Genomic DNA, 12,197 nt, shown 5'->3' on the forward strand with positions numbered 1-12,197 from the left:
ACAGCTGCTAGGCCAGCATGCCGATTTGAAGACCCGGGACGGCCACCAGCGCGTCGTCCGCCACGGTCACCTGCCGGAGCGCGAGGTGATGACCGGCATCGGTCCGGTCGCCGTCCGCCAGCCGCGTGTACGCGATCGCGAAGCGGACGCCGCCGATCCTGGCCGCATCCGGTTCTCGCCGTCGATCCTGCCGCCCTACATGCGCCGGTCGAAGTCGATCGAGACGCTGCTGCCGATCCTTTACCTGAAGGGTATCTCGACCGGCGACTTCTCTGAGGCGCTGGCTGCGCTGCTCGGCAAGGATGCTGCCGGGTTGTCGGCCTCCGCCATCGGTCGCCTGAAGGATGGCTGGCTCGACGAGCACGCCGCGTGGCAGAGGCGCGATCTGTCGGCGAAGCGCTACGTCTACATCTGGGCCGATGGCATCCATCTCCAAGCGCGCCTCGAAGACGAAAAGCAGTGCATCCTGGTGCTGATCGGCGCGACGCCGGAAGGCCGCAATGAATTGGTCGGCTTCACCGATGGCGCCCGCGAGAGCGCGCAGGACTGGCGCGATCTGCTGCTCGATCTGAAGCGGCGCGGGCTCGACGTGGCGCCGCAGCTTACCATCGCCGATGGCGCACTCGGGTTCTGGAAGGCGGCCGGCGAGGTCTGGCCGAAAACGCGCGAGCAGCGCTGCTGGGTGCACAAGACCGCCAACGTGCTTGCCAAGTTGCCGAAGAGCCAGCAGCCGAAAGCCAAACGCGCGTTGCAGGAGATCTGGATGGCTGAAACGAAGCTCGCCGCCGAGCTGGCGTTCGACGCCTTCATCGAGAGCTACGCGCTGAAGTACGAGAAGGCCGCCGATTGCCTGAGCAAGGATCGAGACACGCTACTGGCGTTCTACGACTTCCCGGCCGAACACTGGAAACACTTGCGGACGACGGATGAGATGGACAAGCGATTTTTTTCATGACCGAGATGACGATTGCAGAAATCGCGTACGTCCATTCTTTTGTTCGGCTGCGCCGCGGGCCATTCTTCCGTCCCGGCCATCGATCTCGCAGCCGCCGCGCGCAGGGGCGGTCAAGGCTGGCCGCGTTTGCAGCCACCGCAAGGCTTGGCCTTGACCGGCCCGAGCACGGCGGCATGCTGGCGTGGAACGGGACTGCATTCCTGGCTGGCACTTGCCGTCAGGCGGGATTATCCTGGGTGGGCGCGGGCGACCTCGTGGCGAAGCGTGGCGCATCGGCTGCAAGCGCCACCAGGCTGCCCTATTTTGTCTTGCCGAGCTGAGGCGCCCGCGCGCCGGTTTTTGGCCGCCGTGGTTTCCATTGCGTCACCAAGCGCTCGTAGCTTTGCTCCGCCTGTGCGGCAATCAACATCTCGCGGTCGCGCAATGCCTTGATGTTGTAGGCATACGCTGGCCCACGCCGGCTGCCTTTCTGTTGCGGATGTCCGGCTTGAAGCTGCATCGCGCGGGTCTTAATAGCGACCAGTGCCGGGCGCGCCCATAGGTAATCCTCGCCCTTCGTCAACAAATGCCAGCAAAGCACGGTGAGCTTCCGGGCCACGGCCACCGCGGCGATCTGATGGCCACGCCGGGCGCGGATGCGCACGAAAAACGCATGCAGCGGACCGGGCGCCTTGGCCGCTGCCCAGGCCGCCTCGACCAGCATGGCGCGCGCGTGACTGCGGCCGATCTTGCTGATGCGGCCGTGATGGGCGGCGCCCAGTCCGGACTGCCGCACCCGCGGGTTCAGCCCAAAATAGCTCACCAGCTTCTGCGGGCTGTTGAACCGGCTGATGTCGCCGATCGCCGCCATGATGCCGGCAGCGACCGCCAAGTTGACGCCGGTGATCGTCATCAATCTGTTGACCGCGGAATCGTCGATGGCGTCCTGCGCGATCTCGCGGTCGAGCAGGGCCAGATCTTCCGCCAGCCGGTCAAGCTCGCGGACGTGCCGATCGATCGCCGCGCGCTCATCGTCCGGCAACGGTTGGGCGGCCAACCACGCCCGGCCGCGGCCGTTGAAAAGATCGGCATGCGGGCACTTCGGGATCAGGTGCGCGTGCAGGATCGAATGCACCTCGTTCTTGAGCCGCGTGCGATGCCGCACGACCTGGTAGCGCCGCGCCACCAGCCGACGCTTGCGTTCCGTCTCCGCGTCAGGCGTCCAGATCTGCGGCAGGTACCCAGCCGCCTGCAGACTGGCGAGCGTGCCGGCATCGATCTTGTCGGTCTTGACGTGAGCCTGGGCGATCGCCTTCACCTGCAGCGGATTGGCGATAATCACCCGTGCCACGAACGGTGCCAGAACCCGCGATACCGCCATGCTGTTGCCGGTCGCTTCGACCACCACCTCATCACTGGCCAGCAGGGTCTTGCCAAATCCCTCCAACGCAGTCCGCGTCATATCGATGCGGCCCGCATGTCGAAGCCTGCCATCCTCCCAAACCATCACCTCTCCGAAAGTTCGGTGGACGTCGATGCCAATCACCCGTCGCATTCGCACCTCCTGCCAATCAGACCACATGACGGGAGCTACGGGCGACACGACAACTACGGATTCGCGCTCTCAGCGCAACCGGGCGAGTCGCAGAGGCGGCCAGCTACTAACTCGAGCTCGCGGCTCATCGAATGCATCGGCCTGCCCGCACCTTCGTGCTCCCGGTGCCTCTGTCCCGATGGTCGCACCATACGCTACGATCTTGAATATCGCAGCGGAACATCGGCACCGAGAAACTCTCATACCGGTTACCAACCCCATCGAAAGCACCTTGGCCACCGTGCGCCACCGCACCATCCGATCGAAGGGCTGCCTGTCCAACCAGACGGCACTCGCGACGGTCTTCAAACTGCTCGAGGCCGCGCAGAGAAGCTGGCGTCGTCTCGATGGCCACAACCAGTTGCCAAAACTCGTTCTCGGTGTGACATTCAACGATGGGATCGAGGTCATCGCCAAGCCGGCCGACCGTCAGCCCATAATCGCCGCCGCCTGACCGGCTCCGGCCGTCACCAAAATTTGGCGATAGCTCCAGGCATGGCTCTCGGGGCAGCCGCAAATTGCTGTCGTCGCGCGCGATCGCGGCGGTGGTTACGCCCTTGCTGTAGCCAAGGCGCTTCCGCAGGCCACCCAGGTAGCTGACCGCTGGCATTTGATGGAGAATGCCAGCCTCGCATTTCTCGATGCGGTCCGCAAATCCATGCGCCAGGTTCGTGTGGCGGTCGGCTCCGCCACAATAAATCCTGCCTTGATGACGGCCGCCGAGCGGATCCAGTACGAGGGCTATCTACGGCGTGAGGATACCAACGCGGCAATCCTCAGACAGGCGGAGACGGGCGTCTCCATAAAGGCGATCGTACGACTTACGGGACATAGCCGAGGCCTCGTCCGCAAGGTGCTCCGAGGTCAGCGAACGGATGTATTCAGAGTGCGTGAGAGTCCTCTCGAACATCATCTGTCTTGGCTTGATGCCCAGTGGACTAGTGGTCATCATAACAGTGCCGACTTGTGGCGTCGTCTCAGGAGGCTGGGTTTTAGGGGCTCCGAGCGGGTTGTTAGAGAGTGGGCGACACGCCATCGGCGCGCCGAAACGCCCGATACACAAAGTGTACAGCGCGTGCCGTCCGCCAGAACCATTGCCCGCCTGACGACTAATGGCCGCGATGCGCTATCAAAGTCTGAGAGCGTTACCATCGCGGCGATCGAGCAAGGCGTTCCTCTCCTGGTGGAAGCTCGCGAAATCATCACCGCTTTCCACACGATGATCCGCAAGAAGGCTCACGTAGATCTTGACGCTTGGCTGGAACGAGCATGCGCAAGTCTCGTCGGGTCCTTCGCAACGGTGTCACCAGAGACAAGGCCGCCATCAACGCTGCGATTAAAACATCTTGGTCCAACGGGCAGACCGAGGGTCAGATTACCAAGCTCAAGCTCGTCAAGCGTCAGATGTACGGGCGCGCCAAGCTCGATCTTCTGCAGGCCCGCTTGATCGGTCCTACATGATCCCGATGCACCAAAATTGCGTCAGAGCCCAAATTTGACCCCCCGTATTGCCTCACCTGAGGATGTTACTTTCGCTTGACGGATGTAGCCCCGACTGTCGGCCGGTCCGAGCGTCATTGCTTGCAGGATCGGAGGGACTGGGGACGTCGCGGAGTGCCCATTACACGCAGCGGCGGCCCCAGTCCCGGGATCACCGGCCAGTGCCGCACCCTCAGCCGTGCGCGGGACGATCGTCTCGGCTGCTTTGCGTCTGAGAGATCGCAACAAGCGCTGCACGATGGTGTGCTGCGGCGGCGGAGACCGAACTGTTCGGGGCATTGTTCAGCGAGGCGACCGAGAATTGCCAGCGCGGTCAGACGGGGCTCGGCCGTCAGCCAGCGCTCGATGTTGGCGAGGTGCGGATCGAACATTGATGGCATTCTCATGCGCTTTTTGTATGGCTTGCGCATGCGCCGATGGATGATGCGCTGCTCCCCTAGATGCAGGTCATTGCCGAGCCCCTTCGCGAACGCTGCTGCGGTCTTTGTCGGCGCCGGTGGGCTTGTTGCTGCCGCGAGCCTGCCCGCGCGGGCGTCGACGCGCGTGCCGAGCTCCGCCTGGGCGTCTCTCATCTCGGCCAGCAGGGCCACGGGATCGAGCGTGCGATAAAGCTCTCGAAGACGCCGTTTGACCACCTTGCTCAACCTCGGATGCGCCAGTGCTCGTTCATAGGGCGTGGCTGGAACATGATAGCGCTTGATCACCTTCGCGCCCTCGCGTCGCTTGTCCTTCAGCTTGAAGGACGGCTGGAAAAAGTTGGTGTGCAGCCGAGATGCAGCATACAAACGTTCAAGCACGCACGTCGTCTCGACACCATCGAAGCGACCGTATCCCACGAGTCGCCGGACGACCGCGCCGTTCTTCTGCTCGACGAAGGCCTGATCATTCTTCTTGTAGGCGCGCGAGCGTGTCACCTCGATCTTTTGCGCGCGACACCAGGGCACGACGACGTCGTTCATGAATGCGCTGTCATTGTCGAAATCGGCGCCGCGAATGACCCAGGGAAAGAGGCTCTGTGCGCGCTCCATGGCCCGCACGACGAGGCCGCCCTCGCGCGTCACCAACGGCATGCACTCGGTCCAACCAGTCGCGACGTCGACCATCGTCGACGTCTGAATGAACGAGCCAGCTACAGATGTGACGCCATGCGCCACCATGTCGACCTCGCAGAACCCCGGCGGCGGATCGTGCCAGTCATTGTCGGAGGCCGGGACGAATCCAGCGATGAGTCAAAAATCAGGCGCGCACTTCACCGAAAAGCAGGGACATTACCTGGCCTTCATCCATACCTACGCCTACATGTTCGGACGCCCACCCGCCGAAGCCGACATCCAGCGCCACTTCCGCGTCAGCCCGCCTTCGGTCCACCAGATGATTGTCACCCTCGAACGAAACGGCTTCATCCGACGTCAACCCGGCGTCCCCAGAAGCATCGAAATCCTCGTGCCGCCCGAAAGCCTGCCGATCCTCGAATGGCTCGGCTCAAAACGTCAAAATCACTGTGATGAACCACTAGTCCAGTTTTTGGAGCACCGCATCGGTGACAAGCGCATCATCCGCCTGATCCGTAAATGGCTGAGGGCGGGTATCCTCGAAGACGGGGTCGTAACCGTGGACGACAGGGGCACGGGGCAAGGATCGGTGATTTCGCCGCTGCTCGCCAACGTTTACCTGCACTACTGTTTCGATCTTTGGGCCGAACGCTGGCGACGGCAGGAGGCCCACGGCGATATGATTATCGTGCGCTATGCGGATGATCTGGTGGCCGGCTTCGAGCATGAGGACGACGCTCGTCGCTTCCTTGATGCGATGCGTGAACGGATTGAGGCATTCGCGTTGACGCTCCATTCGGACAAGACCCGCCTGATTGAGTTCGGTCGCTATGCGGCGACCAATCGCAAGACACGCGGGCTCGGCAAACCGGAGACCTTCATGTTTCTGGGCTTCATCCACATCTGCGGTAAGTCACGCCGGGGGAACTTCCTGCTCGAAAGGAAGACCCGTCGCGACCGTCTGCGGACGAAGCTTCAGGACATCAAGGCAGAGCTGCGGCGTCGAATGCACCAACCGATCCCCGTCCAGGGTAAATGGCTGAGACAGGTCATCACCGGCCACTTCGCCTACTATGCGGTTCCTGCAAACGGGCGGGCGCTCTCAGCGTTCCGCTATTATGTGACCGACCTCTGGCGGCGAACGCTTCGGCGCCGCAGCCAACGAGCCGGCTTCACTTGGGATCGTATGACGAAGTTGGCGGATGACTGGCTTCCTCAACCCCGTATCCTCCATCCCTGGCCGCAACAGCGCTTCGCCGTCACACACCCAAGGTAGGAGCCGGATGCCTTAATTGGGCTCGTCCGGATCTGTGCGGGGGGCGCTCAGCAATGAGCGTCCCTACCGCGATCCCTTTCGGAAGATTTCTGAATCCATGGGCAACCATGATTCGAAGATCGTGGGCGCAGGCAGCGTCGATTGAAGAGACGCTTGCGTTGTGGGCTGCGTCGCTTCGGGAGGTTAAGAAGCGGATACGTCCGTTGTTCGGGCAAGAACGTGTTGCGAGGAACGCAGGGCTGTTTCTTGAAGGTCTGCTCGGCGATGAGCAACGCAAGACCGGCTGGATGCGCGCGGAGGCGGCTGGCGATCCTGGTCCATGGCGGCAACAGGCTATCCTGGGTCGCAGGGATTGGGATGCCGATGCCTTGCGCGATATTGTCCGCGACTATGTCATCGAGCATTTGGCAGATGACGATGCGGTTCTCGTGATCGATGAGACCGGCTTTCTCAAGCAGGGCGAGGCGTCGTGCGGCGTGGCGCGGCAATACACCGGTTCGGCAGGCAAGATTACGAACTGCCAGATCGGCGTTTTCGCCACCTACGTTTCGCGTCATGGCCATGCGTTCATCGATCGTGCGTTGTATCTTCCGAAGGAATGGGTCGACGATCCAGATCGTCTGGAAGCCACATACGTGCCTGCCGACACGGGCTTTGCGACCAAACCGAAGCTTGCGACTGCAATGATTGCACGCGCGATAGTCGCGGCTGTGCCATTCAAGTGGGTGGCCGGCGATACGGTCTACGGTGTCGGAGATATCGAACAGCAACTACGCCAGGCAGGCAAAGGCTATGTGCTCGGAGTCAGCAGCGCTCATGTGTTTCGATCCTGGGGCAAGCGGCGATCAGTCTCTGGCACCGCCGCGGACATCGCCTCGACGCGGCGTTCGTCCGACTGGAAACGCCTGTCGGCAGGGGACGGAACCAAAGGACCGCGGCTGCATGATTGGTGCTATCTCGAACTGGCCGATCTCGATGCCGGGCAGTTCAACAGCGCAAATGACGGTTTGTGGACACGCGGTCTGCTGATCCGTCGTCGCATCGCCGATGATGACCTCGCCTTCTTCACCACCTGGTGCCCAGCAGGAACGGCCATTGAAACGCTGGTCGCAGTCGAAGGCCATCGCTGGGCGATCGAGGACAGTTTTGAGACTGCCAAGAATGAGTTCGGGCTTGATCACAACGAGAGCAGATCCTGGCATGGCTGGCATCGCCACGTCTCTATGGTGATGCTCGCATTCGCCATGATGGCGGTGATCCGCCATCGCGCCAATCCGCCGGCGCCCAAAAAAACGCCGCGCCGAACCACGGCAAAAGCACGGCCGCCACGTCATTGATCCGCTGGTCAATTCAGGAAATCCGCCGCATCGCCATCAGACTCGCTCGAAAACGAATCCAACCCGCCCAAGTCATCGCATGGTCACTCTGGCGCAGAGCTCACCAGGCGATCGCCCACCGTACGCACCTCAAAGCAAAACGGCAACTGTAATGTTAGAAATTCAACAGAACCCGGAACATCCCCCGCGCCCAGGCGCATCGCGACTGTGCACTATGCTGATGAGTGTGCCACGAACGCACCGACGGACGGAGGTGCGGAACTGTTTGAGAGATGGAGGTAGGTCTTCTGGAGCCGGCCGTCAGGCGTAGGCGTCAAGCCACCGCAAGCTGCGTCGGCCAAAAGCCGGAGTGGTAAGCTTTGCGAACAACGATAGTGGCTCCGGATATCGGGCGCCCCGCTGTGGAAGCTTCGAGGCATTGGGCAAGCAGAACCGCGAACTGTCACATTACCGAATCATACTTCGTTTATTTGTCGCGCTTGGCTGTCCCGGGACCATTGGCTGGGCAGGCCCGAGCCGAGATCGGAGAGATCTCTGTCATCTGTGGACTAGCACCATGACCCCGCAAGCCAAACGGTGTGCTTTATTGAGAGGTGTTCTGGATGATGCTGTCGGCATCGTGCCCGAAGCAAAGCGAACCTCTTCGTTAAAGGCATGCCTTGCCGAAACGGTTCTGGTTCTGGCCGCAGCAGGTCACTCGGATCCAACTGTTTTGGCACATCTTGCCGTTCGAACAATGGAGGAATCCTGTTGTGGCTGCTGCGGATGTGGAGCGCAGAGACCTAACGAGAAGTGAAGGCCGGATGATGAACTCCAAATTATGGCAAGCGCTTTCGAGCCCAGTGAGCAACTTGTCAGCCAGTCAATTGCGGGGACGTTGGCTCGGATGGCACCAGCTAGGTTCTACGGATTTGGAAACATGCGCGAGTAATACAAGGGATCGCGGGCGACGATCTCGTCGCCTAGTTGCTAGCACCCGTCTCACTACTGCCCCTCGCTGGAGAGCGACTCTCCTCTTGATCACAAGCCTCTCGGCTCGCCAGCGGTAAGGCATCGAAATGCCGGGCGCTCATCCTTTGGTCGTCGCGGCAATGCTGCCGTTCTTCTCTGGGCAATTCGGCAATGCGTCGTCCGCGCATGCATTCGGCGTTGAGGTTGCGCCCGCATTGAAACAAGCAGCCGGAAGCTGCAGGCTCTCGTTGGCGCGGCATTCGATCACGAGATCGTCTTCACGTCGGGCGCGACTGAATCCGACAACACAGCGATCCTGTCCGCGCTCGCCGTGCAGGAGGGCCGCGACGAGATCGTCACAACGGCCGTAGAGCATCCGGCCGCGCTGTCCCTTGCGAGGAGCTGGGCCGACATCGCAGTGCGATTGGTGATGATGACGTGAACAGAGCAAAACCTCGTGCCGAAGAGAGTTCGAGGTTCTGCGGGACTCCGTAAGGTGTGTAGCGTCAAGTTGCTGATATTGGTCTTAAGACTGACAGTCGGCTTACTCTCGAATTGAAATCGATGCCATTTCCATTGCTACGCTTCAACGCACTTCCGTCCATCGCCTTCATTCAACTACCAACTTTGACAGGTTGTCGTCCGGCGTTTCACATGAGAGAGTTTGTTATGTGGCTCGACAAAGCTCTCGGTCCCTTCCTTCGGCTTTTTCTGACGTCTAGGATGTCAAGACACCATGCAAGTGTCCAACATCCCTGAAACTAGGGAGCGTCATATGCAGCAAGCAAGTGTGTCCACTCAGGAACGGTCTTGAAACACTAGGCCCCGGACGGGACCGCGGTTGCTTGCGTAGGATCGCATCTGTGACGGAGACCTTCGGATCCTGCCTCACCAACGAAACCAAGCGACGGAGCAACAGACATGGCCGATCTACGCCAGGACGAAAAGTCCGCCCAAAAAAAAGAAAGCGCCGGCGAGAAGACGGCGGAGCAGACCAGACGAACCCAGGCCGGCGAGGAAGTCGCCCAAGCAAGCACCGATTTGCTGCAACAGAATTTAGAGTTGCTGCAAAACTCGTGCCGCGTCGGGGTCGAGGTGGCGACCGCCATGATGGGCCGCTCCACTGACCAGCTTGGGCGCACGTTCGGTTTGACGGGCGATGAAGCGCAACGGGCGACGGAACGCTCGGCCCGCAACGCCGGAGCAATCATGTATTCTGCGAGTGCCGTCGCCAAAGGGATGAACGGGGCCTCGCGCGAGTACTTTGAGTTCGTTCGACAGCAGATCGATAGGAGCATGGACAGAATGAACGAACTCTGGCGCTGTCGAACTCCTCACGATTTGGCAGCCGTGCAGACCGATTCGGTGCGCGACGCAATCCGCAGCGCAATGGAAACCAGTCGCCGGATCGCCGATATGTCCCTCAAGGTAGCGGACGATGCGGGAAACCACATAGCTCAGAGTGTCGAACGTATGCAGCGCGCTTCATAGCTGAGCCTCTCGCCACGAGGGTCAACGTGAGCTGGGCGGCATCTGAGCCGCTCACGGAATTGTTGCGCCGATACGCGGAAGTCCGAAATGGCGGCCGGGTGCGGCTGAACAAGAATCCAGCGGGCGCTCTCGTTTTAGTTGAGCCAGCTGATCTCAATCATTGGGTGTATTCCAATGGAAGTAGACGGGCCAGTCCTCGGCACAGAACTCCACCTCGCGCTGCGCGGGGCGTTACGAGAAGTGCCTCATTTTCCGATCAGCGGCATTTTGTTCAAAGACATATCACTGATGCTGGCCCGACCGGCTGCACTGGCCGATGCGGTATCCGCCATTGAACCGGTGGTAGCGCCGTTGGGTGCCGAGGCCGTGCTCGCGATTGATGCGCGCGGTTTTATTTTGGGTTCGGCGCTGTCCGATCGCCTGCGTTCCGGCCTGGTATTGGTACGCAAGCCGGGCAAGCTGCCTGGAGAAGTGCAGTCGTTCGATTACACCTGCGAGTATTGTTCGAGCCGGCTCGAGGTCACCGCTGGGCTGATCCAATCCGGTTTGAAATGTCTGGTCGTTGATGACCTGTTAGCGACGGGTGGTACCGCGCGAGCTACTGCCAACTTCGTCATCTCGCAAGGTGCGACCGTCGTGGGCTACGCGTTTATGCTTGAGATTGAGGCATTGAAGGGCCGCGAACAGCTCGATGATGCTCCGGTGGTCAGCCTCTTGCGGGTCTGAACCCTGTCGCGAAACCTCAGGACTGAAGGAGGCAGATGTGAGCTCCCTAGAATGGTTATCAACCACCCAGGAAACGCAAACCGTCCGTCGCTCGCTTCAGAATCTCGTCGGCAGCGAGTTGTCCAAGCGGAAGGTCTCGGAAGACGAGATCAAGACGATCTATTTGTTCCTGACCCGCAAGTGCAACCTTGGATGTCAGCACTGCTATATTGAAGGCGTCGGGCCGAAGGCCAAAGGCCACGATTTCAATCTCGAAACAATCCGCGGCCTGATCGAACAGGCGCTGCCGCACGGCCTGCGCAAGGTCAAGGTGTCGGGCGGCGAGCCAATGGTCCACAAGGAATTCATGGCGCTCATGGAATATCTCGGCTCCTGTGGCCTCAAGGAACTGGTGCTCGAGACCAATGGTACGTTGTTCGACGAGTTGACCATCGAACGACTTGCGCGGCTGCCGAATCTGACGATTTTTCTCAGCCTTGACCACTACGACGCCGACGCCCACGATCAATTCCGGGGCAAGGCGGGAGCCTACGCCAAGACAACCGCCGTGCTCCAGGACTTGGGCACGACCGACATCGCGACGGTGGTGACGACCACGGCGTACCGTAACAATTACGATAATATTCCACAGATCGTGGAACTGATCCTTGGATGGGGTATCGCGAAGCACCGCACCCTGCTTAATATCCACCCGATGGGCAACGTGCGAAGCAAACTCGACAACGCCATCACGCTGGACGAGTGCGAAGTCCTGATCGGCAATTTGCTCAAGTCGCCGCACTTCGACAGCGGTCGCGCCTATATGACGCTGCCGCCGGCTCTGATGCCGCTCAAGCACCTGACGGGAGTCCATACCTGCGGTTGGGGCGATAGCGTGCTCGGCATTCTGTCGAATGGCCAGATATCGATGTGCAGCGCATCGTACGACGATCCCGAGATGATCGGGGGAAATGCGTTCGAAACTCCGCTGATGGACATCTGGCGGGACAGCCCGTTCTTCCACCAGCTGCGCGAAGTCGCGCATGGCGATGTGAAGGGAGTTTGTGGCAACTGCGTTTTTTATTCCGTCTGTCGCGGAGTCTGCAAGATGAGCAGCTGGTCGCACTACGGAGAAAAGGACGCGCCCTATCCGCTGTGCCAGGAAATCTACAACAGCGGAAGCTTCCCGAAATACGCGCTGATCGATGAAGCGCGTGATTGCACTTACCGTAAAGGCACCATCGCGGCGAAGCGCAAACCCGTGAACACGACCGACCGATACAACTTCCTGCGGCCCGAGGAGCAGAAAGCGGGCGCCGGGCGGCCACTGGGATAACCAGCTGCATCGAACCAGCTA

The 12,197-nt window shown here is 60.7% G+C and carries 8 protein-coding genes and 4 pseudogenes; 10 read left to right on the top strand and 2 right to left on the bottom strand.

What is annotated here, in order from left to right:
* Positions 1-7 precede the first annotated feature (7 nt).
* Both IVB23_RS13885 and IVB23_RS13890 read left to right on the top strand, forming a co-directional pair.
* Positions 8-937 (top strand): annotated as a pseudogene (locus IVB23_RS13885) (IS256 family transposase); the annotation flags it as partial.
* Between the two features lie 14 nt (positions 938-951).
* Positions 952-1,275 carry a hypothetical protein gene (locus IVB23_RS13890; RefSeq protein WP_247337951.1) on the top strand — a complete coding sequence of 108 codons (324 nt, stop codon included), beginning with the start codon at positions 952-954 and terminating at the stop codon, positions 1,273-1,275.
* Here IVB23_RS13890 and IVB23_RS13895 read toward each other — a convergent pair.
* Positions 1,254-2,471, bottom strand: a complete 1,218-nt coding sequence (locus IVB23_RS13895; protein ID WP_247804856.1) for an IS110 family transposase — start codon at positions 2,469-2,471, stop codon at positions 1,254-1,256. The genes IVB23_RS13890 and IVB23_RS13895 overlap by 22 nt on opposite strands.
* A gap of 268 nt (positions 2,472-2,739) precedes the next feature.
* Here IVB23_RS13895 and IVB23_RS13900 point away from each other — a divergent pair.
* A pseudogene (locus tag IVB23_RS13900) lies at positions 2,740-2,982 on the top strand (IS256 family transposase); the annotation flags it as partial.
* Between the two features lie 69 nt (positions 2,983-3,051).
* Positions 3,052-3,989 (top strand): annotated as a pseudogene (locus tag IVB23_RS13905) (transposase); the annotation flags it as partial.
* Positions 3,990-4,102: 113 nt separating this feature from the next.
* Here IVB23_RS13905 and IVB23_RS13910 read toward each other — a convergent pair.
* Positions 4,103-5,185 (bottom strand): transposase family protein, encoded by a 1,083-nt coding sequence (locus IVB23_RS13910; protein WP_247803910.1) that lies wholly within the window; start codon positions 5,183-5,185, stop codon positions 4,103-4,105.
* On the opposite strand from IVB23_RS13910, the gene IVB23_RS13915 reads away from it, so the two are divergent.
* The 6 genes and pseudogenes from IVB23_RS13915 to IVB23_RS13940 all read left to right on the top strand — a co-directional run bounded on the left by IVB23_RS13915 (position 5,184) and on the right by IVB23_RS13940 (position 12,176).
* Positions 5,184-6,356 carry a reverse transcriptase domain-containing protein gene (locus tag IVB23_RS13915; protein WP_247803911.1) on the top strand — a complete coding sequence of 391 codons (1,173 nt, stop codon included), beginning with the start codon at positions 5,184-5,186 and terminating at the stop codon, positions 6,354-6,356. The genes IVB23_RS13910 and IVB23_RS13915 overlap by 2 nt on opposite strands.
* 107 nt (positions 6,357-6,463) lie before the next feature.
* Positions 6,464-7,693 (top strand): IS701 family transposase, encoded by a 1,230-nt coding sequence (locus IVB23_RS13920; protein WP_247804858.1) that lies wholly within the window; start codon positions 6,464-6,466, stop codon positions 7,691-7,693.
* A gap of 1,058 nt (positions 7,694-8,751) precedes the next feature.
* A pseudogene (locus IVB23_RS13925) lies at positions 8,752-9,038 on the top strand (aminotransferase class V-fold PLP-dependent enzyme); the annotation flags it as partial.
* A gap of 527 nt (positions 9,039-9,565) precedes the next feature.
* Entirely contained in the window at positions 9,566-10,135 is a 570-nt protein-coding gene (locus IVB23_RS13930) for a phasin family protein (protein ID WP_247803912.1), read from the top strand.
* A gap of 174 nt (positions 10,136-10,309) precedes the next feature.
* Positions 10,310-10,861 carry an adenine phosphoribosyltransferase gene (locus IVB23_RS13935; protein ID WP_247803913.1) on the top strand — a complete coding sequence of 184 codons (552 nt, stop codon included), beginning with the start codon at positions 10,310-10,312 and terminating at the stop codon, positions 10,859-10,861.
* 37 nt (positions 10,862-10,898) lie between these two features.
* A complete protein-coding gene (locus IVB23_RS13940; RefSeq protein ID WP_247803914.1) occupies positions 10,899-12,176 on the top strand; it encodes a radical SAM protein in 1,278 nt (425 codons plus the stop codon).
* Positions 12,177-12,197 lie beyond the last annotated feature (21 nt).

It is taken from the genome of Bradyrhizobium sp. 191 (assembly GCF_023100985.1).
Classification (GTDB): Bacteria; Pseudomonadota; Alphaproteobacteria; order Rhizobiales; family Xanthobacteraceae; genus Bradyrhizobium; species Bradyrhizobium diversitatis.